Source organism: Paraburkholderia ribeironis (assembly GCF_900019265.1).
Lineage (GTDB): Bacteria > Pseudomonadota > Gammaproteobacteria > Burkholderiales > Burkholderiaceae > Paraburkholderia > Paraburkholderia ribeironis.
On sequence record NZ_CYGX02000019.1, the window covers coordinates 59,615 to 80,523 of the forward strand.

20 protein-coding genes are annotated in these 20,909 nt (G+C 65.5%); 16 read left to right on the top strand and 4 right to left on the bottom strand.

Annotated elements, in window-relative coordinates; all coding sequences use genetic code 11:
• Positions 1–157 precede the first annotated feature (157 nt).
• The 7 genes from BN2475_RS09645 to BN2475_RS09675 all read left to right on the top strand — a co-directional run bounded on the left by BN2475_RS09645 (position 158) and on the right by BN2475_RS09675 (position 7,091).
• Complete coding sequence (locus tag BN2475_RS09645; RefSeq protein ID WP_094779303.1) at positions 158–943, top strand: sugar phosphate isomerase/epimerase family protein; 786 nt, start codon at positions 158–160, stop codon at positions 941–943.
• Positions 944–1,084: 141 nt separating this feature from the next.
• Positions 1,085–2,074, top strand: coding sequence for a sugar kinase (locus BN2475_RS09650; protein WP_094779304.1), 990 nt, complete (start codon positions 1,085–1,087; stop codon positions 2,072–2,074).
• A gap of 218 nt (positions 2,075–2,292) precedes the next feature.
• Entirely contained in the window at positions 2,293–3,576 is a 1,284-nt protein-coding gene (locus BN2475_RS09655) for an MFS transporter (RefSeq protein WP_094779305.1), read from the top strand.
• Positions 3,577–3,580: 4 nt separating this feature from the next.
• Positions 3,581–4,564, top strand: a complete 984-nt coding sequence (locus tag BN2475_RS09660; protein ID WP_094779306.1) for a 2-hydroxyacid dehydrogenase — start codon at positions 3,581–3,583, stop codon at positions 4,562–4,564.
• 79 nt (positions 4,565–4,643) lie between these two features.
• A complete protein-coding gene (locus tag BN2475_RS09665) occupies positions 4,644–5,747 on the top strand; it encodes a LacI family DNA-binding transcriptional regulator (RefSeq protein WP_094779307.1) in 1,104 nt (367 codons plus the stop codon).
• A 60-nt stretch (positions 5,748–5,807) separates the two neighbouring features.
• On the top strand, positions 5,808–6,626 hold the full coding sequence (locus tag BN2475_RS09670; RefSeq protein WP_094779308.1) for a YhfC family intramembrane metalloprotease: 819 nt from the start codon (positions 5,808–5,810) through the stop codon (positions 6,624–6,626).
• 99 nt (positions 6,627–6,725) lie between these two features.
• Positions 6,726–7,091: a DUF3022 domain-containing protein gene (locus tag BN2475_RS09675; RefSeq protein ID WP_094779309.1), complete on the top strand. Its 366-nt coding sequence runs from the start codon at positions 6,726–6,728 to the stop codon at positions 7,089–7,091.
• Between the two features lie 6 nt (positions 7,092–7,097).
• Here BN2475_RS09675 and BN2475_RS09680 read toward each other — a convergent pair whose 3' ends face one another.
• Entirely contained in the window at positions 7,098–7,532 is a 435-nt protein-coding gene (locus BN2475_RS09680) for a PGDYG domain-containing protein (RefSeq protein ID WP_094779310.1), read from the bottom strand.
• A 229-nt stretch (positions 7,533–7,761) separates the two neighbouring features.
• Complete coding sequence (locus tag BN2475_RS09685; RefSeq protein WP_094779311.1) at positions 7,762–8,280, bottom strand: Spy/CpxP family protein refolding chaperone; 519 nt, start codon at positions 8,278–8,280, stop codon at positions 7,762–7,764.
• A 197-nt stretch (positions 8,281–8,477) separates the two neighbouring features.
• Here BN2475_RS09685 and BN2475_RS09690 point away from each other — a divergent pair, with 197 nt between their 5' ends.
• The 3 genes from BN2475_RS09690 (at position 8,478) to BN2475_RS09700 (ending at position 11,325) form a co-directional block, all read left to right on the top strand.
• The gene (locus BN2475_RS09690) at positions 8,478–9,362 is read left to right on the top strand and encodes a LysR family transcriptional regulator (protein WP_094779312.1); all 885 of its coding nucleotides are present in this window, start codon (positions 8,478–8,480) and stop codon (positions 9,360–9,362) included.
• 136 nt (positions 9,363–9,498) lie between these two features.
• A complete protein-coding gene (locus BN2475_RS09695) occupies positions 9,499–9,957 on the top strand; it encodes an Lrp/AsnC family transcriptional regulator (protein ID WP_094779313.1) in 459 nt (152 codons plus the stop codon).
• 270 nt (positions 9,958–10,227) lie between these two features.
• A complete protein-coding gene (locus tag BN2475_RS09700) occupies positions 10,228–11,325 on the top strand; it encodes a saccharopine dehydrogenase family protein (RefSeq protein ID WP_094779471.1) in 1,098 nt (365 codons plus the stop codon).
• A gap of 161 nt (positions 11,326–11,486) precedes the next feature.
• Here the strand turns inward: BN2475_RS09700 and BN2475_RS09705 are convergent, their stop codons facing one another.
• Both BN2475_RS09705 and cydX read right to left on the bottom strand, forming a co-directional pair.
• Entirely contained in the window at positions 11,487–12,107 is a 621-nt protein-coding gene (locus BN2475_RS09705; RefSeq protein ID WP_094779314.1) for a P-loop nucleotide/nucleoside kinase family protein, read from the bottom strand.
• The gene (cydX, locus tag BN2475_RS09710; protein WP_094779315.1) at positions 12,104–12,253 is read right to left on the bottom strand and encodes a cytochrome bd-I oxidase subunit CydX; all 150 of its coding nucleotides are present in this window, start codon (positions 12,251–12,253) and stop codon (positions 12,104–12,106) included. Before cydX ends, BN2475_RS09705 begins: the two co-directional genes overlap by 4 nt.
• Positions 12,254–12,906: 653 nt before the next feature.
• Between cydX and corA the strand changes: the two genes are divergently transcribed.
• From corA to rbsK, 6 genes are all read left to right on the top strand, one after another.
• Positions 12,907–13,884 (top strand): magnesium/cobalt transporter CorA, encoded by a 978-nt coding sequence (corA, locus tag BN2475_RS09720; RefSeq protein WP_094779317.1) that lies wholly within the window; start codon positions 12,907–12,909, stop codon positions 13,882–13,884.
• Between the two features lie 447 nt (positions 13,885–14,331).
• Positions 14,332–15,312, top strand: a complete 981-nt coding sequence (locus BN2475_RS09725; RefSeq protein ID WP_094779318.1) for a sugar ABC transporter substrate-binding protein — start codon at positions 14,332–14,334, stop codon at positions 15,310–15,312.
• Between the two features lie 360 nt (positions 15,313–15,672).
• The gene (locus BN2475_RS09730) at positions 15,673–17,265 is read left to right on the top strand and encodes a sugar ABC transporter ATP-binding protein (protein WP_094779319.1); all 1,593 of its coding nucleotides are present in this window, start codon (positions 15,673–15,675) and stop codon (positions 17,263–17,265) included.
• Entirely contained in the window at positions 17,265–18,356 is a 1,092-nt protein-coding gene (locus tag BN2475_RS09735; protein WP_094779320.1) for an ABC transporter permease, read from the top strand. The genes BN2475_RS09730 and BN2475_RS09735 overlap by 1 nt, the downstream gene beginning before the upstream one ends.
• Before the next feature lie 110 nt (positions 18,357–18,466).
• Positions 18,467–19,507 (top strand): LacI family DNA-binding transcriptional regulator, encoded by a 1,041-nt coding sequence (locus BN2475_RS09740; RefSeq protein WP_094779321.1) that lies wholly within the window; start codon positions 18,467–18,469, stop codon positions 19,505–19,507.
• 46 nt (positions 19,508–19,553) lie between these two features.
• Positions 19,554–20,483, top strand: a complete 930-nt coding sequence (gene rbsK, locus BN2475_RS09745) for a ribokinase (protein WP_094779472.1) — start codon at positions 19,554–19,556, stop codon at positions 20,481–20,483.
• Positions 20,484–20,909 lie beyond the last annotated feature (426 nt).

Consider the following 20,909-nt stretch of genomic DNA (forward strand, 5'->3'; position numbering starts at 1 on the left):
ACACAGGCAACACAGGCCTGGGGATTTCCTCTATGGTGCACGACGCGGGTCTCGGCGCACTATTCGGCCATCGCAAGGCGCTTCGGCGCTTTTTTTCAAAACGAGTTTGGAACCGGTTCCAAGTGCCATTTACTCGACAGTACTAGGTAGATTCGACATGGCTGACGCAGTCGACATCGTGATCGTCGCAAGCGCATTCGGGATGGATGCGGTCCGCACGGGCGGTCATGCGCGGTGGGCAGACGCGTGCAAGCGCGCTGGCGCCGCGGGTTTCGAAGTGCGTCGCGAGTTGTTCGCCGACGAGGCCGATGCCGCGCCGCAGCGTCTGCGCTCGCTCGGCGCGTCGATCGCCGCGCTGGGCTTGTGGTCGGTGTTTTCGACGCCCGCGTCGCTGTACACGTCGGACGGACAACTCGATGCCGTCGCCTTGCGTGGTGCGCTCGACGAAGCGGCGGCGCTCGGCGCGCGTCTGGTCAAACTGCAACTCGGCGGGTTCGCCGGTAATGCACAAGGCGCGGCAATTGCGCGACACCTTGCTGAACAGTCGCATGGCGCGCAGCCGCGGCTTGTCGTCGAGAATGGGCAACTGGCGCAAGGCGGCTCGCTGGCGCAATTCGTCGGCCTGTTCGACGCATTGGCGCGTGAAGGCCACGCCGGGGTGCTGGGCATGACCTTCGATATCGGCAACTGGGCGTGGCGCGACGTCGCGCCGCTCGATGCTGCCGAGCTGTTGGCGCCGCACGTCGAATACATCCATTGCAAGACGACGGTGGGCGAAGGCGCGCGGCGCTTTCCCGCCGCTCCGGCCGCCGACGACGCGCGCTTCATGGCGGTGCTCGACCGGCTGCCGCGCGATTTACCGCGCGGCATCGAATTTCCGTTCGATACGGATCGCATCGATGCGGACGCGGCGCATTACGTCGGATGGCTTGCCGCGGCATGAGCCGCGCGCCGGACCGGCGAGGGTCGCGCACGCCGACCCGACGGAACACGCGGCCGACCACGCCGCTACAGCGATACGCAGCAGAAGGCGCAGCAATAAGCTGCAACACCAGCAATAAGCTGCAACACGCAGGAGCACAGCATGAGCAACCCACGCGCAGCACTCGATGTCATCACCTACGGCGAAGCGATGGCCATGTTCGTCGCGGCCGAAACTGGCCCGCTCGCGGGCGTCGGACAATTTACGAAACGCATCGCCGGCGCCGATCTGAACGTGGCGATCGGCCTGTCGCGTCTCGGTTTCAAGGTCGGCTGGATGAGCCGCGTCGGCAACGATTCGTTTGGTCAGTACGTGCGCGACACGTTGACGAAAGAGGGCATCGACCAGCGCTGCGTCAGCACCGACGAACGCTATCCGACCGGTTTCCAGCTGAAGTCGAAAAACGACGACGGCAGCGACCCGGCCGTCGAATACTTTCGCAAAGGCTCGGCGGCGAGCCATGTTTCGCTCGCCGACTATGCGGCGGACTACGTGCTGCCGGCGCGTCACCTGCATCTGACCGGTGTCGCGCCCGCGATCTCGGCAAGCTCGCGCGAACTCGCGTTCCATCTGGCGCATGAAATGCGCGCGGCTGGCAAGACGATTTCGTTCGACCCGAATCTGCGCCCGACGCTGTGGCCGTCACGCGCCGCGATGGTCGACGGCCTGAACGCGCTCGCCGCGCTGGCGCACTGGGTGCTGCCCGGCATCGGCGAGGGCGAGATCCTCACTGGCTACACGCGGCCGGACGACATCGCCCGCTTCTATCTGGATCAGGGCGCACGTGGCGTGATCGTCAAGCTCGGCGCGCAGGGCGCCTACTACCGCACCGCCGACGATGCCGCCGTGATCGCCGGTCCGCCGGTCGCGAAGGTGGTCGACACGGTCGGCGCGGGCGACGGTTTCGCGGTCGGGGTGATCAGCGCGCTGCTCGAAGGTCGGACCTTGCCACAGGCGGTGGCGCGCGGCAACCGCATCGGCGCGCTGGCGATCCAGGTGATCGGCGACTCGGAAGGCCTGCCGAGCCGCGCCGAACTCGACGCGCTCGAATTGGCCGACGCTGACGTGCCGTCCATTGCGACCGCGGCGTGAGCGTGACCTGAGTGTGACCTGAGCGTGACCTGAGTGTGGTTCGAAGCTGGCCCGTGATTGAATCGGGTTCGACCTGAATGCACTGCGAGCGGCGGCGATCCCCCTCCCGCCCCACGCTGCATCGATAACAGCAAGAGCGCCCGACAGCGCGTCACCACCGTTATTCATTGTTTCGGAAATTCGTAAAGCAACTATCTTGCATGGGACCGGAGACATCTATGACCTCATCGCTTGCGATCCGCCGCTGGTGGACGATCATGCCGATCGTATTCATCACGTACAGCCTCGCTTATCTCGATCGCGCGAACTTCGGGTTCGCGTCGGCCGCCGGCATCAACCAGGATCTTGGCATCAGCAAAGGGCTGTCGTCGCTGATCGGCGCGCTGTTCTTCCTCGGCTATTTTTTCTTCCAGATTCCCGGCGCGATCTACGCGGAGCGCCGCAGCGTCAAGAAGCTCGTGTTCTGGAGCCTGATTCTGTGGGGCGGCTGCGCGGCGCTGACCGGCATGGTCAGCAATATTGCGTCGCTGATGGTGATCCGCTTCCTGCTCGGCGTCGTCGAAGCCGCCGTGATGCCGGCGATGCTGATCTTCATCAGCAACTGGTTCACGAAGAGCGAACGCTCGCGTGCCAACACGTTCCTGATTCTCGGCAATCCGGTGACGGTGCTGTGGATGTCGGTGGTGTCGGGCTATCTGGTGCATTCATTGGGCTGGCGGCAGATGTTCATCGTCGAGGGCGCGCCCGCGATCATCTGGGCGATCTGCTGGTGGTTCCTCGTGCAGGACAAACCGCAGCAGGTCGCGTGGCTCACCCAGCAGGAAAAGGATCAACTCGCGCAAACGCTGCGCGCCGAACAGGCCGCGATCAAACCAGTGCGCAATTACGGCGAGGCGTTTCGCACGCCCGCGGTGATCAAGCTGTGCGCGCAATACTTCTGCTGGAGCATCGGCGTGTATGGCTTCGTGCTGTGGCTGCCGTCGATCCTGAAGAACGGCTCGACGCTCGGCATGGTCGAAACCGGCTGGCTGTCGGCGCTGCCGTACCTGGCCGCGACCATCGCGATGCTTGCAGCTTCATGGGCATCGGATAAACTCAACCGCCGCAAAGTGTTCGTGTGGCCGTTCCTGCTGGTCGGCGCGGTGGCGTTCGCGGCGTCGTATGCGCTCGGCTCCACGCACTTCTGGCTGTCATACGCGTTGCTGGTGATCGCGGGCGGCGCGATGTACGCGCCGTACGGCCCGTTCTTCGCGATCGTGCCGGAACTGCTGCCGAAGAACGTCGCGGGCGGCGCGATGGCGCTGATCAACAGCATGGGTGCGCTCGGCTCGTTCGTCGGCTCGTACGTGGTCGGCTATCTGAACGGCGCCACCGGGTCGCCGTCCGCATCGTATGCATTCATGAGCGTGGCGCTCGCCGCCGCGGTGATCCTGACGCTGATCGTCAAGCCGCAGCCGCTGACGAACGCGCCCACGCTCGCCACACCGTTGCAAGGAAAATGAGCCGATGAAGAAGATCGTCGCCTGGAAGTCGCTGCCGGAAGACGTGCTTGCTTATCTGCAACAGCATGCGCAAGTCGTGCAGGTCGATCCCGCGCAGCACGATGCATTCGTCGCCGCGTTGCGCGATGCCGACGGCGGTATTGGCGCGAGCGTGAAGATCACGCCGGCGATGCTCGACGGCGCGAGCCGCCTGAAGGCATTGTCGACCGTCTCGGTGGGCTTCGACCAGTTCGACGTCGACGACCTGACGCGTCGCGGCATCGTGCTCGCGCACACGCCGGACGTGCTGACCGAGTCCACCGCGGACACCGTGTTCTCGCTGATCCTCGCGTCGGCGCGCCGGGTGGTCGAACTCGCCGACTGGGTGAAGGCGGGGCAATGGCGCGCCAGCATCGGGCCGGCGCAATTCGGGCTCGACGTGCAGGGCAAGACGCTCGGCATCGTCGGGCTGGGTCGGATCGGCGGCGCGGTTGCGCGACGCGCGGCGCTCGGCTTCAATATGAACGTGCTATACACTAACCGCAGCGCAAATCCGCACGCTGAACGAACCTACGGCGCGCGGCGCGTCGACTTGCCGGAACTGCTCGCAAATGCCGACTTCGTGTGTCTGCAAGTGCCGCTCACGCCGCAGACGAAGCATATGATCGGCGCGGCCGAACTTCGCGCGATGAAGAAGAGCGCGATCCTGATCAACGCGTCGCGCGGCGCGACCGTCGACGAAGCGGCGCTGATCGACGCATTGCAGAACGGCACGATTCACGGCGCCGGGCTCGACGTGTTCGATACAGAACCGCTGCCGGCCGACTCGCCGCTGCTGAAGCTCGCGAGTGTGGTCGCGCTGCCGCATATCGGCTCGGCGACCCACGAAACCCGTCATGCAATGGCGCGCAATGCGGCGGAGAATCTGATCGCCGCACTCGACGGCACGCTCGCCGTCAACATCGTCAATCGCGACGTGCTGGCCGGATCAGCGGGCCGTGACTCATGACTGAGTGCGCATCGGAGTGAGTCCGCGGAGTGAGTCCATCGAGTGAGTCCACATCAACCAGCCGAGCGCTGAGGAACCCATGAGCACGACGCCGCAGGCCACGCCGCGGCGCGCGACGATCACCGACGTCGCACGCGAAGCCGGCACCGGCAAGACCAGCATCTCGCGCTATCTGAACGGCGAGATGAGCGCGCTGTCGTCTGAATTGCGTGCGCGCATCGAAGCGGCCATCGCCCGGCTCGACTATCAGCCGAACCAGATGGCGCGCGGTCTCAAGCGCGGCCGCAACCGGCTGATCGGCATGCTGCTCGCCGACCTGACGAATCCGTACTCGGTCGAAGTGCTGCAAGGCGTCGAAGCGGCGTGCCATGCGCTCGGCCTGATGCCGCTGATCTGTCACGCGGCGAACGAAGTGGAAATGGAGCGGCGCTATCTGCAACTGCTGACCACGTACCGGGTGGAGGGCGTGATCGTCAACGCGCTCGGCGTGCGCGAGGAAACCTTGCGGCCGGTCGGTGGCGGCGGCATTCCGGCGGTGCTGGTCGACCGTCTGGTGGAAGGGCTCGTTGCCGATATGGTCGGGCTCGACAACCGGGCCGCCGCCGAACTCGGCACGCGGCATTTGCTTGACCAGGGTTTCGACGAGATCTGGTTCGTCGTCCAGCCGTTCGAACAGGTCAGTTCGCGGCAGCTGCGCGAGGTAGCGTTTCGCGACGCGATGCGCGCGCAGGCCGCTGCGCACGGTACGAAGCGCAAGGCCATCGCACGCGGACACACGCTGGTGCTCAATCTCGCGGACCCCGCCGAGGTCGAGCGCAGCCTCGCCGAACTGGATCGCACGCTCGATGCGGTCGGCAGCGTCGGCGTCATCGGCCACGCGGGCGAGCCGAACCAGGCCGCACGCGTTGCGCTGTTCGCGGCCAACGCGCCGGTCGCGCTGTGTCTCGCCCTGCATCTGAAAGCACGTTACGGCGCCGACTGGCAGGCGCGCGTCGCGCTGCTCTCGATCGACGACCCCGACTGGGCCGAACTGGCCGGTATCACGACGATCCGTCAGCCGACCTACGAGATCGGCTACCGCGCGGTCGAGTTCCTGCACGAACGCATCGAAGGCGTTCAGACCACGGCGCGCGATTGTCTCCTGCCGGGCGAGCTGATCGTTCGCGCGTCGACTTCGCGCTGATCTGCGATCATTCGGGCTGCGGCGCGCAGCGGGTGTGCGCCGGTCATCGCAAGGAAATCCATGGTCGTAGCACCGCTTACTCTCTCGAGCCTCGCCCTCGCGACGCTGTTGGTCGCCGCCTTACCGTTCCTGATCTATCGACGTTTGCGCCGGCCGCTCGCGCTGAAGCCGCGCGACGCGATCGTCGGCATTGCCGTGTTCGCGTTGTTCGCGATGGTGATCGAGCGCGCGTTGAACGACTACGTGCTGCATGGAAACGAGGCGACCGCCACTTTCCTGTCGCATCCGCTCGCCTTCGTGGCGTACGGCGCGCTGGTCGCGGGGGTCTGCGAGGAAGTGGGGCGTTTCATCGGCATGCGGCTGCTGCTCAGGCGCGCGGCGGCCCGGCCCGCCAACGCGGCCAGTGCGCCGCGCGCCGATGACGGCCCCGGGCTGACCTACGGCCTCGGCCACGGCGGCGCGGAAGCCTGGATGGTCGGCGTGCTGGTGCAGGTTCAGTGGATCCTGTTCGCGGTGTTCGAAAACCGCGGCCAGCTCGATGACTATCTGAGCAATCTGCCGAGCGACTCGGTGATGCGCATTCACCTGATTCTCGCCGGTCTGACGCCGCAGACGGCTGGCATTTTCGCGCTTGAACGCGTCGCCGCGCTGGTGTTCCAGATCGGTCTGTCGGTGCTGATGTGGCGCGGCGTGCGGGCCGGCTGGCGTGCGATCCTGCCGCTCGCGATCGTTCTGCATGCGCTCGTCGACGTGCCCGCCGCGTTGTTCCAGGCGCAGCTGGTGCCGCTCGCGGCGGTGGACGCGGTGTATGCGGTAGCGGCGGTGCTCGTCGCGGGGCTGCTGCTGCGCAGCTTCAGGCGTGCCGCGGTGGCCACGTGATGACCTGCATCGCTACATACGTGCCTCGCTAAATTGCTGGCCTTTGCCTAAAATCGGCCTACTTTTCAGGCCCCTCCAGGATCACGTCCGGCAGACCCCATGGAAGCTTACCAATACGAGTGCGCGAATCCCGAGTTCGAGGAACTGGCGCGCGTTATCAGCGACCTGTTTCCCGAGCAGACGCAGTTCATCCAGCGCGCGGCGGAAGACGGCACGCCCACGCTGGCGATTCACTGGGTGGCGATGCGTTTCGGCGCCACCGCGCGCCGCATCGTGATGACGGTGGTGATTGCGCCGGCGGCATTGGCGCGTTATCGCGCGTTGCCGGCGCGGCTGCGCGGCCGCAGTTTTGCGGTGCTGCGCGCGTATGTCGAAGCGAGCCTGGGCTCGCTCGAAGAGCTGTATGCGAACGGCGAGCCGGTGCCGCGCGAGGTCACGGTGGATCTCGGCGACGAGTTCGCCTGACGGGGATCAATCGGCGAGCCGATAAACCTTCGCGAAGCGTGCCGCCTGGACCACGCCATAGTCGCCGGGCGCGTATTGCATGATCCAGTCGCCGGCGGCGCCGCGCAGCACATCGCCGCCGTGCGCGGAACGGGCGAGCGAGAACGCTTCGTGCATCTGTTTGGCCAGCACCACGGCCGGGCGGTTGCGGTAGGCGCCGGGTTCGCCGTGCGCGAGCGCGGCGTCGGGCACGTATTTGGCGTCGAAGCGCTCGCGCGAGACGACCCAGCGGTCTCCCGTCGAGCCGGTGATCAACGCGTCGCCGCGCATGTAGCGGTTCGGGCCTTCAAGGCTCATCAATTCGCCTGCGGCGATGGCAAATTCGACGCCGACCGTTTCGTCTTTTACGACGCGTTGGGCGTTGGCGTCCTGACTGAGATCGACATTTTTGAGTTCGGTCATGAAGCGGGCAGAGATGGAAATGTTGACGACGGCGCGTCGACTTTGTGTCGAGGCTTTGCAGCGGGACGTCGTGTCCCGCGGCCGCGTACCCGCATCATGCCAGATGCATCTGACGAGTGGTTCTTTTGCGTTGGGCAGCATGGATCGCGTGTTCGGGGAGGCTGCCGTTCATCGCGAAAGAGCCGCACGCGCGGCGCACGCTAAATCGCGCTGCGCGCGAGCCAGTTCGTTACGGCTTCACCGTCGCGTCGCTAGCGGGAGCCGGCGTGGTCTTGCCGACCTTGCCCCTGCCATGATGGTGATGGCCACCTTCGACGCCGCCCGGCTGATGGAACGTCGTGTCAGCGAGCTTCTTCTGTTCCGGCGACAGGCTGCTATACAGCGGTTCGAACGCATCGACCAGTTTCTTCATGCCGTCCGCGTGTGCTTGCGCAATGCCTGCGTATTGCTTCATGTCGTCGAGCGCGCTCACGTTGGTCGCAGCCTTGCGTTGCTGGAACAGTTGGCTCATCGTTTGACCGTTGCTGCGCATCACATCGGCGAACGTGTTCCATTGCGTTTCCTGCGCCGGGGTGATCTTCAGTTGCGCGTGCAGATAGGCGATGCGGTCTTCGACGTTGCGCTCATGGCCAGTCTTGCCGGCCGGCTCGGCAGCGGTGCTCGCCGGTGCTGAAGCCGGCGCGGCAGTCTGGGCGAACGCGCCGCTCATCGAGATTGCGGTAGCCAGCATTACGAGTGCTTTTTTCATCGAAAACTCCTGATGTCTATTCGAATTGGGGAATCTGGAAAAGGCGTGTGGCGCCCGGCTCGTGCCGCGTCGGGCAGTCGAGATGCACGGCGGCCCGCTGCCCGTTTGCGCCGTCGCCGTTATTAGTAACACGATATCGCGGCAGTGCGGCCCTTGCGCGACAAACGCTTACAACCGAAACGAACGGGAAATAGCCGGTGGACAAATTCGTCAGCATGGAAATCTTCGTCGCGGTGGTCGAGGCCGGCAGCCTGACGGCGGCGGCCGAGCGCTTCGACATTTCGTCGGCGATGGTGGGCAAGCACATTCGCGCGCTCGAAAACCGGCTGGCGACGCGACTGCTCACGCGCACCACACGGCGGCAAAGTCTCACGGAAATAGGCCGGCAATACTATGAGCAGTGCCGGCGCATTCTCGCCGACGTACGGGATGCCGAGTCGCTCGCCGAGGCGATGGCCGCTGCGCCGCGCGGCGTGCTCAAGGTGACCGTGCCGCTCACCTACGGCGTCGAAATCTTCGCGCCGGCGATGACCGACTATCTGAGCGCGTGGCCAGAGGTGAGCCTCGAACTCGATCTGTCGAACCGCATCGTCGACCTGGTGGACGAGGGCTTCGATGCAGCGGTGCGCATCGGTCATCTGGCGGAATCGAGTTTCGTCGCACGGCCGCTGAAGCCGTACCGGATGCGCGCGTGCGCGTCGCCGGCCTATCTGGCGCGCGCCGGCACGCCGCACACGCCGGCCGATCTCGTGCAGCACGAATGTCTCGGCTTTCTGCATTGGGGCCGCGAGGGTTTGTGGCGTCTGGATGGCGAGCGCCCCGACGACAGCTCGCTGCGCGCCGGCCGGTTTCGCGCGAACAACGGCCAGGCGCTGAAGGTCGCGGCGTTGCGCGGCTTCGGTCTGGTGCTGCAACCCGAGGCGCTGCTCGCGCGTGAGATCGCCAGCGGCGAACTGGTATCCGTGCTGGACGACTATTTGCCCGAAGGCGTGCCGGTGCATCTGATCTATCCGCGCGATCGCCGCGCCACGCCCAAGCTCACCAGCTTCATCGATTTCGTGATGGAGCGGTTGGGCGCGTGAGTGGCGCCGTCGCCGGTGTCTCCGCCGTCTCCGCCGTTTCTATTGCCGAGTGCATCACAGCGCAGCACCGCGCGCCACCGCGCACTGAAGACGCGCGATAATCCGCAGCACCGTTGACTCACATCCTTCGCCCTCGATGAGACCTCCACGCCTCGACCAGCTCGACGACCTCGACCGCAACCTCGTTGCACTGCTGCAAGCCAACGCCCGTGAAAGCGTGGCCAGTCTCGCCCGCCAGCTGGACGTGGCGCGCACCACGGTGATCGCGAGAATTGCCCGGCTGGAGCGCAGCAACGTGATCGCCGGCTATAGCGTGCGGCTCGGTCAGGACGTGCTCGACTCGAGCATCGTGGCCTATGTCGGCATCATCATCGCGCCCAAGTACGGGCCGGCCGTGCAGAAGCGTCTCGGCAAGATGCCCGAGGTCCAGCTGCTATGCGCGGTGAGCGGCGAGTTCGACTACGTCGCGTGGCTGCGCGCCGATTCGCCGGACCGGTTGAATGATCTGCTCGACCAGATCGGCGGGATGGAAGGGGTGGAGCGGACCACCACGTCGATCATTCTCGCGCGCAAGATCGACCGCGGGACATTGTGAACACGCATGCGGCGGTCATGCGGTTTTTACAGCGGCGGCTTCGTCACTAGCGCGCTTTAACGTCAGCGCACTTTAACGCCATTCCGACAGATCGACTGCCTGCTTCGTCATAACGTCGAACTTCATAGTCATAACGCAGCATTTTGTGCGTATGAACTGTGTGCGCTTCTTCCTACACTGTTGCTCAAGGGTTCAGCCCGCCGGGCGCCGCGCCTTCAACGCTGCGCCATTCGAAGCTGGAGACAGCACACACACAACATGGAGAAGCGCATGAAAGTAGCCATTGTGGGCGCAGGTCTGATCGGTCACACCATCGCGCACATGCTGCGCGAAACCGGTGACTACGAAGTCGTCGCGTTCGACCGCGACCAGCACGCGCTCGATAAGCTCGCCGCCCAGGGCATCCCGACGCGGCGCGTCGATTCCGCCGATGCCGCCGCGCTGCGCGCCGCGATGCAAGGCTTCGACGCGCTCGTCAACGCGTTGCCGTATTACCTCGCGGTGAACGTGGCGTCCGCCGCGAAGGGCGCGGGCGTGCATTACTTCGATCTGACCGAGGACGTGCGCGCCACTCACGCGATCCGCGCGATCGCCGACGACGCCGAGCACGCATTCATGCCGCAGTGCGGTCTCGCGCCGGGCTTCATCGGGATTGCCGCGCACGAACTCGCGAACCGCTTCAGCGAAATTCGCGACGTCAAGATGCGCGTCGGCGCGCTGCCGGAATTCCCGACCAATGCGCTGAAGTACAACCTGACCTGGAGCGTCGACGGTCTGATCAACGAGTACTGTCAGCCTTGCGAAGCGATCCGCGACGGTCGCACGCAATGGGTGCAGCCGCTCGAAGGCCTCGAACATTTTTCGCTCGACGGCACCGAGTACGAAGCCTTCAATACGTCCGGCGGCCTTGGCACGCTGTGCGAGACGCTCTCGGGACGGGTCGAAACGCTCGACTACAAGTCGGTGCGCTATCCGGGCCACCGCAATCTGATGCAGTTCCTGCTCGAAGACCTGCGTCTATCCAGCGATCGCGACACGCTCAAGAACATCATGCGCCGTTCGGTGCCATCGACCGCGCAGGACGTCGTGCTGGTGTTCATCACCGTGAGTGGCATGCGCGACGGTCAACTGGTGCAGGAGGTGTTCACCCGCAAGATCTTCGCGAAGACGGTGTGCGGCGTGGCGATGAGCGCGATCCAGATCACCACGGCGGGCGCGATGTGTGCGGTGCTCGATCTGTTCCGCGAGCAGAAGCTGCCGCAAAAGGGCTTCGTGCGTCAGGAACAGGTGTCGCTGCGCGACTTTCTCGCGAACCGATTTGGTCAGCTGTACGAAGGACAGTCGCTGGACACGATGGCGACCGCATAACGCGCGATCGTCAGCGTTAAGCCAGCGAAGGAGGGCCGTGGCGCCGCCACCATAAGCGGCGGTAGCGGCTGCGACTGGCAGGAAAGGCCCCGCAGAGGGCCGCAAAAAATGCCCCGCCTTGAACTGACCTGGCGGGGCATTTCTGTTTTCGGCCGCCGTTGCTACACAGGCACCGGCGGCATCATCGTGGGTGCCGCGTACGGCTCGTCGACGATGCGCGCCAGCAGGTCCTGGTAATCCGCCGGCGTCGGCGCGCTATTGTCGAACATCAGCAGATCGTCGCAAAGCGCGCCGCTGGGCATGAAGCGGCGCTGCCGGTACTCGTCCCAGTGCGCGAGCTTATACGCATCGTTCGGATTGGCGCGCTCGACGATGCGCTGCCGCGCCGTCTCTTCCGACGTATGGACCCACACGACCCGTAGCTTCACCTCGGCGCCGATTCCCAACCACGCGCGATCGAACAGGCGCCGCTCGCGCACTTCGCGCGATAGCGGGCCGACCACCACGGCGCTGACGCCGAGCGCAAGATTGTCGCGCGCGGTGTCGAGCAGGCCGCGGTACTCGGGGTCGCGCAGGTGTTGCAGGAACAGCGGGCTGTCGCGGTCGTTCGGGTTGCCGGTCAGCATCGCTATCGCGGCGGCGCTATAGCCGCCGAACAGCGTGTCTTTGTCGAGCAGGCAAAAGGGCGAACCGCTCGCCTTCATCAGCGCGCCGAACAGTTTTCTGGCGAGCGTGGTCTTGCCCGTGCCGGCGTGGCCGCAAAAGAAAACCAGATGCGTCACGAAGAGGCGTCCTCGGCAGGGGACGATGGTGTGTCGCCAGGCTGGGGATCACGCGCGAACTTGCCATTGGTTTCCAGCCACATCACGTTGATGATGCCGAAGCCCAAAGCCACGCCGACGCCGAGAATCCAGGTGAAATACCACATAGCCGTCTCCTTTGTCGACCAGAGTTGGCGCTTTAGCGCCTACTCTGGTCCCATGCTGAGGTTTGACCGGAGTTAGCGCTTCAGCACTTACTCCAGGCCCTCAGCGGTCGACCAGAGTTGGCGCTTCAGCGCGTTACTCTGGTCCCATGCAAGATGGTTGCTGTTCGTATGATCGGGCGATGCGGACGACGAAGCCGCCGATCTGCGACGCGAAGCGCCAGCCGCGTCGCCTTTCGCACCGATCATGAAGAAGAACGCCACGCCATGCAAGCGGTGTCGCGCTGACCTGCACGGCCGGGCGGGTGGAAGCGGCCCGCGTTGCTATCATGCAAGGCAGCGGCAGCACGGCAGCGATCAGGATCGCCCGGCACTGGGCCACGCGCTCGCAGGAAGCGGGACCACGATTGACAGCACGCGCGAACCCGCATGCCGACGCGCCTGGACGACCGGTGCAAAACCGCGCTCGCCGCGCATGTCATGCGCGGGCGCGTCGCTCCGCAGGTTCCCAGCAGGTTTAACAATTGAATACATGACGTTGCCGCCATGCCCATTAACATGACGCCTCACGCTTTTTCGTCAACTCGGACCTGACGCATGCCTTGCGCGCCGCGCGAGGCCGGGCGGTCCGTTTTCGCTTTCAAGGTAATCCGAACATGCTGATCAATTGCGCTGCCTATCAGGACGGTCGGAAGCTCGCTGACATCGACATCGATAGCATCAGCGACTACGTAGCACGGCCGGAGTGTTTCGTCTGGGTCGCGCTCAAAGACCCGGGGCCGGAGGAGCTGGCCGCGATGAAAAAGGAATTCGGCCTGCACGAGCTCGCGGTCGAGGACGCGCAAAACGGTCACCAGCGTCCCAAGATCGAGGAATACGGCGAGTCGCTGTTCGCCGTGATGCATACGGTCGAGATGGACGAGAACAACGAGCTGCTGCTTGGCGAAGTCGACGTGTTCGTGGGGCGCAACTATGTGCTGTCGGTGCGGCGCGGCACGCGCGTCGGTTTTCAGTCCGTGCGGGCGCGCTGCGAGCGCGAACCGCGCTTGCTCAAGGAAGGCTCCGCGTTCGTGTTGTACGCGCTGCTCGACGATGTCGTCGATCGCTATTTCCCGATCGTCGAGTCGATGAGTTCCGAAATCGAAGCACTCGAAGACCGCATTTTCGACCGCAACAATTCGGCGGCGTCGCGGGCGATCATTCAGGATCTTTACTCGTTAAAGCGCCGCCTCGTGCTTCTGCAGCACCATGTCGTCCCGCTGCAGGAAGCGGTCAGCAAATTGACGGGCGGGCGCATTCCGAGCGTCTGCCAAGGCATGCAGGCCTACTTCCGCGATGTCTACGACCATCTCGAGCGGATCGTCAGAACCATCGAAGGCCGGCGTGAAATCGTCGTCACCGCGGTGCAGGTCAATCTCGGCATGATTTCCCTCGCCGAGAACGAGGTGACCAAACGGCTCGGCTCGTTCGCGGCGCTGTTCGCGGTGCCGACCATGATCGCCGGCATCTACGGGATGAACTTTCAGAACATCCCCGAGCTGCACTTCAGATTCGGCTATCCGCTCTGTCTCGCGATCATGTTTGGGATCGACCTCTTGCTGTTCACGCGCTTTCGCAAGGCGGGCTGGCTATAAGTGGCAGGCCACGCGCCGCGCGCCGCGCGGTTCGGCGCCGCGCGCCGCGCGGTTCGGCGCCGCGCCTGGCGGCCGGGCCATGCGATCGCCGCGCCTGCGAATTGCTTTCATCGCACTCGGCACACGCGGTTCGGGCTTGCATCGCGCGCAATAAAGGGCCAGCATAGGCGGCCAGCCGGCTGACTGCCTTGCAGCCGGTGGCAAATCCACTACGCACGGACCAAGCGAGGGACCCTTGCGATATGCCGCCCGCCGGCGCGCTCATCACGCGCGCCAGCCTGAATCGATCGAGCGCGCAGCACGGCCGCAGATTCTGCGCGCCGGTGCACCGCACCACTGCGTGCCGTTGACATTTCGACGGGGCTGCATTGAGAATAAGCCTCGCAAACGTTTGCGCGTCACTAAGAATACGGTTCGCCCCGAGCCTGAAAAAACCTGGAGATACGCATGAGCCATCGCATTCGCCGTCGCATCCTCGCGGCCGCCGTTCTTGCCGCCGCTACCGTTGCATTGCCGTTTTCCGCTGCGCATGCGCAGAACGCGCCGGCCCACAAGCCGAAGATCGCGCTGGTGATGAAGTCGCTTGCCAACGAGTTCTTCCTGACCATGGAAACCGGCGCGAAGGAATATCAGAAACACAATCCCGGCCAGTTCGACCTGATCACCAACGGCATCAAGGACGAGACCGACACCGCGAACCAGATCCGCATCGTCGAGCAGATGATCGTCTCGAAGGTCGACGCGATCGTGCTCGCGCCGGCCGATTCGAAGGCGCTCGCGCCAGTCGTCAAGAAGGCGGTGGACGCGGGCATCATCGTCGTGAACATCGACAACCGGCTCGACCCGGACGTGCTCAAGTCGAAAGACCTGAACGTGCCGTTCGTCGGCCCGGATAACCGCAAAGGCGCACAGAAGGTCGGCGATTACCTGGCCAAGAAGCTGAAGGCGGGCGACGAGGTCGGCATTCTCGAAGGCGTGTCGACCACCACCAATGCGCAGCAGCGCACCGCGGGCTTCAAGGACGCGATGCAGGCCGTCGGCGCGAAGGTCGCCTCGGTGCAGTCGGGTGAATGGGAAATCGACAAGGGCAACGCGGTGGCCTCGGCCATGCTCAACGAGTACCCGAACCTGAAGGCGCTGCTCGCCGGCAACGACAACATGGCGATCGGCGCGGTCTCGGCGGTGCGCGCGGCGGGCAAGCAGGGCAAGGTGATGGTGGTCGGCTACGACAACATCAACGCGATCCGGCCGATGCTCAAGGACGGCCGCGTGCTCGCCACCGCGGACCAGTACGCCGCCAAGCAGGCCGTGTTCGGCATTGATACCGCGCTGAAGGCGCTCAGCGAGCACAAGAAGCAGTCGGATTTGTCGGGCGTGGTGGAAACGCCCGTCAGTCTGGTAACCAAGGAAACCCTGGCGGGTAAATGAGCGTCGCCCTCGGCGCGTTGGCGCTGGCGTCGGCGCGACGCGTGCGGGCTCGCGCCGGTGCCCTTGCATCACGCCATGCAGCGCCGAAGCTACACAAATAAGCCACACAAATAAGCCGCACGAATCCACGTCTATTCAATGAACGCTCAATGAACGTTCAATAAGCGCTCAAGAAACCCGCCGCGCCGCCGTTAAATCCAGAGGTAAGCGTCATGACGGTGGCCGCGCGGTGGGAGGGTGCGTGGCCGTGAGCACCTGCGCATCCCGCGCATTGGGCCGGCATGACACGTGACGGTAGTGGGCGGACTCATGCGGGTGAACCAGATGAGGCCGCGCCGGCCGCCATGAACCAGGATCGCGATGGATTCAAACGACCACGATGCCTTGCCTGTCGTCCTGTCCGTTAGCGGCGCCGGTAAGACCTATGCCGAACCTGTGCTCGCCGACGTCTCGTTGTCGCTGCGAGCCGGCGAGGTATTGGCGCTGACCGGCGAGAACGGCGCTGGCAAAAGTACGCTGTCCAAAATTATCGGTGGACTGGTCGAGCCGACCACCGGCACGATGCGCCTCGGCGACGCGCCTTACGCGCCGGCGAGCCGCACCGAAGCCGAGGCGCTCGGCGTGCGTATGGTGATGCAGGAGCTCAATCTGCTGCCGACCCTGTCGGTCGCGGAAAACCTGTTCCTGAACCGCTTGCCGCGCGTGGGCGCGTTCAGCTTCGGCTGGATCGACCGCCGCAAGCTGCGCGACGACGCGCGCCATGCGATGGCGCAAGTCGGCCTCGATGCGATCGATCCCGACACGCTGGTCGGCGAACTCGGCATCGGGCATCAGCAGATGGTGGAGATCGCGCGCAATCTGATCGACGACTGCCGCGTGCTGATCCTCGACGAGCCGACCGCGATGCTGACCGCACGCGAAGTCGATCTGCTGTTCGAACAGATCCACCGGCTGAAGTCGCGCGGCGTCGCGCTGATCTATATCTCGCACCGGCTGGAGGAGCTCGCGCGGGTGGCCGAACGGGTTGCGGTGTTGCGCGACGGGCGCCTCGTGCACGTGGACGCGATGACCAACCTGACGAGCGATCAGATCGTCACATGGATGGTCGGCCGCGAACTCGGCGAGCGGATCGATCTGGGCGTGCGCAAGCTCGGCGCACCGCTGCTCAGGGTCGAGCGGCTTACGCGCGGCAAGGTGGTGCGCAACGTGTCGTTCGACGTGCGCGCGGGCGAGATCTTTGGCGTTAGCGGCCTGATCGGCGCGGGCCGCACCGAGCTGATGCGGCTGATCTACGGCGCCGATCAGAAAGACGGCGGCACGGTCGCGCTGGCCGCGACGCCGGGCGCGCCGCCCACGCCGGTGGCAATCGATACGCCCGCGGATGCCGTGCGCGCCGGCATCGCGCTGATCACCGAGGATCGCAAAGGCGAGGGGCTGCTGCTGCCGCAACCGATCGCGGCCAACGTGTCGCTCGGCAATATCGGCAGCGTTGCGCGGCATGGCGTCGTCGATGCGCGGCGCGAGAACGCGCTGGCGCAGAAGCAGATCGACGCGATGCGGATTCGCAGCTCGGGCCCGGGACAGATCGTCGGCGAGCTGTCGGGCGGCAACCAGCAGAAGGTCGTGATCGGCCGCTGGCTGGCGCGCGACTGCCGCGTGCTGTTATTCGACGAACCTACGCGCGGTATCGACGTCGGCGCGAAGTTCGATATTTATGGCTTGATGGGTGCGCTGGCGCGTGAAGGCCGCGCGCTCGTCGTGGTGTCGAGCGACCTGCGCGAGCTGATGCTGATCTGCGACCGGATCGGCGTGATGTCCGCGGGTAGCATGACGGGCGTGTTCGAGCGCGCCAGCTGGTCGCAGGATGCGCTGCTGGCCGCCGCGTTCGCCGGCTATCGCAGCCGCGAAGCGCTGCTGCACGCCCCCGTCACCAATGAAGCAGGGAGTCTGTGATGACCGATCAATCGTTGCGCGACCAGCAGGGCGGTAATCAGAGCGGCCGGCAGGGCGACCATCAAGGCAACCATCAAGGCAACCACCAGGGCGCGACCGCCGCGACGGTGCCCGCCGACCCGTCCGCGCCGCTCGCGAGCGGCAAACCGGCCGGCACGCGGCTCGGCTTTTCGAACTACCTTGGGCTGGCTGGCGCGTTGCTGGCGATGATCGTGCTGTTCTCGTTGCTGAGTTCGCACTTCCTGACCTACGACACGTTCAGCACGATCGCCAATCAGATTCCCGATCTGGTGGTGATGTCGGTGGGCATGACCTTTGTGCTGATCATCGCCGGCATCGATCTGTCGGTGGGATCGGTGCTGGCGCTGGGAGCGTCGGTGGTGAGCGTGGCCGCGCTGAAGTGGGGCTGGGGAGCGCTGCCGTCGGCGCTGCTCGGCGTCGCCGCGGCGGCGCTGACCGGCACGATCACCGGCGCGGTGACGGTGGGCTGGCGGATTCCGTCGTTCATCGTGTCGCTCGGCGTGCTCGAAGCGGCGCGCGGCCTGGCGTATCAGATGACCAATTCGCGCACCGCCTATATCGGCGACGCGTTCGACTTTCTGTCGAATCCGCTCGCGCTCGGCATTTCGCCGGCTTTCCTGATCGCGGTCGCGGTGATGGTGATCGCGCAACTGCTGCTCACGCGCACGGTGTTTGGCCGCTATCTCGTCGGCATCGGCACCAACGAGGAAGCGGTGCGGCTCGCGGGCGTCAATCCGCGGCCATACAAGGTGATCGTGTTCGCGCTGATGGGCGCGCTCTCGGGGCTTGCCGCGCTGTTCCAGATCTCGCGTCTGGAAGCGGCCGATCCGAATGCGGGCGTCGGCCTGGAGCTGCAGGTGATCGCGGCCGTGGTGATCGGCGGCACGAGTCTGATGGGCGGGCGCGGTTCCGTGATCAGCACCTTTTTCGGTGTGCTGATCATTTCGGTGCTGGCGGCCGGGCTCGCGCAGATCGGTGCGAACGAGCCGACCAAGCGCATGATCACCGGCGCGGTGATCGTGGTGGCGGTGGTGCTGGACACGTACCGCAGCCGCCGCAAGCGCGCCTGATCAATGGTCGGGCGCAGATATTCATGAGTGGGGGCTGTCTTCGATGAAGACGTCCGGTGGTCGCCAGATGGCGCGGTCGGCGGGAAAAACGGGCAGGAGAACAACAGGTTATGGCGACGATCAAGGATGTGGCGGCCGTGGCGGGCGTGTCGTTCACGACGGTATCGCACGTGGTGAACAACTCGCGGCCGGTGTCGGCCGATGTGCGCGCAAAAGTCGAGCACGCGATCCGTCAGCTGCACTACGTGCCGTCGGCGGTGGCGCGCTCGCTGAAAGCGCGCGCGACCGCAACGATCGGACTGGTGGTGCCGAACGCCACCAACCCCTATTTCGCAGAACTGGCGCGCGGCATCGAGGACGGCTGCGCGCGCAACGGCTACTGCGTGTTCTTCTGCAACTCCGACGACGACCCGGCCAAGCAGCGTAACTATCTGCGCGTGCTGCAGGAAAAGCGCATCGACGGGCTGATCGTCGCGTCCGCTGGCGATGACGCCGTGCTCGCGCAGACGCTCGCCGACGCACATGAACCGCTGGTGATCGTGGACCGCAACGTCGAAGGCCTGAGCGCGGACCTGGTGCAGATCGATCACGAGAAGGGCGCGTATCTTGCCACTCGTCACCTGCTGGAGTTGGGCCACGTGCGGATCGGCTGCATCACGGGGCCGGTGCAGACGGCGGTCAGCGCGATGCGGGTGCACGGCTTCATCCGCGCGATGACCGAGCGCGGCATCGAGATTGCGCCCAATGCGATCGTCGAAAGCGATTTTTCCGGCACAGGCGGTCATCGCGCGGCCGGCCAGCTGTTCGACACGGTCGGACCGTCGGCGATTTTCGCCGGCAACGACATGATGGGCATCGGTGCGCTGCGCGCCGCGGCGGAACGCAACATCAGCGTGCCGCGCGACTGCTCGATCATCGGTTTCGACGACATCGAACTGGGACGCTTCACCTATCCGTCGCTGTCGACGGTCGGCCAGTCGGTGCGCGCGCTGGGCGATATGGCGGCGCAGACACTGATCGAACGCATCGCCGGGGCGTCGTCGGGCAATGCCCGCGCGCCTGGCCGCCGGCGCGTCGTGTCGCCGCGGCTGATCCTGCGCGAATCCACCGCGACGTGGGCCGGCGCGCTCAAGCGCGATCTGGCCGCCTGACGCGGCGAGTCGCGTGGACCCGCTACGTGCAATGGAGGACAAGCAAGTGGCAAATCAGCAAACGCGAGGACGCGTGACGGTGGTCGGCAGTCTGAACATGGACCTCGTGGTGCGCGCGCCGCGTCTGCCGCAGCCCGGCGAGACACTGGCCGGGCGCACGTTCGCGCAGGTCACGGGCGGCAAGGGCGGCAACCAGGCGGTGGCCGCCGCGCGGCTCGGCGCACAGGTGGCGATGCTCGGCTGCGTCGGCGCGGACGCGAATGGCGCGCAGTTGCGCGACGGGCTGACGGCGGAGGGCATCGACTGCGCGGCGCTCGAAACCGGCACGCAAGCGAGCGGCGTCGCGCTGATCGTAGTCGACGACGCGAGCCAGAACACGATCGTGATCGTGGCTGGCAGCAACGGCGAGGTCACGCCCGCGATGATCGTCCGTCATGAAGCGGTGCTGGCCGCCGCCGACGTCGTGATCTGCCAGCTCGAAACGCCGCCCGACGCGGTGCGCGCGGCACTGGCCGCGGCGCGGCGGCTCGGCAAGACGGTGATCCTGAATCCCGCGCCCGCCACCGGGCCGTTGCCCGCCGACTGGCTGCCGCTGATCGACTATCTGATTCCGAACGAGGTGGAAGCCGCGGCGCTGACCGGTCTGCCGGTCGAGTCCCCGGAGGACGCCGCCAAAGCCGCCGCCGCGCTGCGCGCGGCCGGCGCGCGCAATGTGCTGGTGACGCTCGGTCCGCGCGGCGTGCACGCGACGCTCGACGGCGCGCACGCGGCGCTGTACGACGCGCCGCGGGTCGAGGCCGTCGATACGACCGCGGCGGGCGATACCTTCATCGGCGGCTTCGCGGCGCAGCTCGCGCGAGGCGCGAGCGTCGATGCGGCAATCCGCTTCGCGCAGCGGGCGGCTGCGTTGTCAGTGACCCGCGCCGGCGCGCAGCCTTCGATTCCCACCCGCGCGGAACTGGACGCGCCGGCCTGATTGCATGGAGCGGTGTCGCGCGACCGAAGATAGTCGTGCGGTGCCGCGCGTTGTTCCCGTGCTTTGCTCCCGCGCTTTGTTTCTGCTTCGTTTCTGCACTTCATTCCCGCAGTTTGTTCGCTGTTTGCGCGCAGTTTGCGCGCGCATTCGTGGCGGGTTCCACCTCTGCTGTTGCCGCAGCTTCCTCCCGGCTTGACTTTATTGCGCGCGACACCTGTCGCGCGCCAGTTTTGCTCCGTCTTCGGCTCGCAAGGCTCTCCAGCTCCGCGTCCATGCGACGCGGCTCGCTATCAGAAAAAAAATTACCACGCAAGATGATCGCCCAGCCTGCACGCCGCGTCGGCGGGAGGCAGCACCTCAAAAAATCGTTCAAATTGCTTACAACGTCTTTCTTCATACTTATTAAATGCTTCAAGTATGCGACTG

What these genes read in the sequence shown, in the direction of transcription:
- BN2475_RS09700 (WP_094779471.1), top strand. Translation starts at nt 10,228, where the DNA reads ATGAAAGTAGCCATTGTGGGCGCAGGTCTGATCGGTCACACCATCGCG.
- BN2475_RS09680 (WP_094779310.1), bottom strand. Translation starts at nt 7,532, where the DNA reads ATGACCGAACTCAAAAATGTCGATCTCAGTCAGGACGCCAACGCCCAA.
- BN2475_RS09660 (WP_094779306.1), top strand. Translation starts at nt 3,581, where the DNA reads ATGAAGAAGATCGTCGCCTGGAAGTCGCTGCCGGAAGACGTGCTTGCT.
- BN2475_RS09695 (WP_094779313.1), top strand. Translation starts at nt 9,499, where the DNA reads ATGAGACCTCCACGCCTCGACCAGCTCGACGACCTCGACCGCAACCTC.
- corA (WP_094779317.1), top strand. Translation starts at nt 12,907, where the DNA reads ATGCTGATCAATTGCGCTGCCTATCAGGACGGTCGGAAGCTCGCTGAC.
- BN2475_RS09685 (WP_094779311.1), bottom strand. Translation starts at nt 8,280, where the DNA reads ATGAAAAAAGCACTCGTAATGCTGGCTACCGCAATCTCGATGAGCGGC.
- BN2475_RS09735 (WP_094779320.1), top strand. Translation starts at nt 17,265, where the DNA reads ATGACCGATCAATCGTTGCGCGACCAGCAGGGCGGTAATCAGAGCGGC.
- cydX (WP_094779315.1), bottom strand. Translation starts at nt 12,253, where the DNA reads ATGTGGTATTTCACCTGGATTCTCGGCGTCGGCGTGGCTTTGGGCTTC.
- BN2475_RS09725 (WP_094779318.1), top strand. Translation starts at nt 14,332, where the DNA reads ATGAGCCATCGCATTCGCCGTCGCATCCTCGCGGCCGCCGTTCTTGCC.
- BN2475_RS09670 (WP_094779308.1), top strand. Translation starts at nt 5,808, where the DNA reads ATGGTCGTAGCACCGCTTACTCTCTCGAGCCTCGCCCTCGCGACGCTG.
- BN2475_RS09675 (WP_094779309.1), top strand. Translation starts at nt 6,726, where the DNA reads ATGGAAGCTTACCAATACGAGTGCGCGAATCCCGAGTTCGAGGAACTG.
- BN2475_RS09665 (WP_094779307.1), top strand. Translation starts at nt 4,644, where the DNA reads ATGAGCACGACGCCGCAGGCCACGCCGCGGCGCGCGACGATCACCGAC.
- BN2475_RS09655 (WP_094779305.1), top strand. Translation starts at nt 2,293, where the DNA reads ATGACCTCATCGCTTGCGATCCGCCGCTGGTGGACGATCATGCCGATC.
- BN2475_RS09730 (WP_094779319.1), top strand. Translation starts at nt 15,673, where the DNA reads ATGGATTCAAACGACCACGATGCCTTGCCTGTCGTCCTGTCCGTTAGC.
- BN2475_RS09740 (WP_094779321.1), top strand. Translation starts at nt 18,467, where the DNA reads ATGGCGACGATCAAGGATGTGGCGGCCGTGGCGGGCGTGTCGTTCACG.
- BN2475_RS09645 (WP_094779303.1), top strand. Translation starts at nt 158, where the DNA reads ATGGCTGACGCAGTCGACATCGTGATCGTCGCAAGCGCATTCGGGATG.
- BN2475_RS09650 (WP_094779304.1), top strand. Translation starts at nt 1,085, where the DNA reads ATGAGCAACCCACGCGCAGCACTCGATGTCATCACCTACGGCGAAGCG.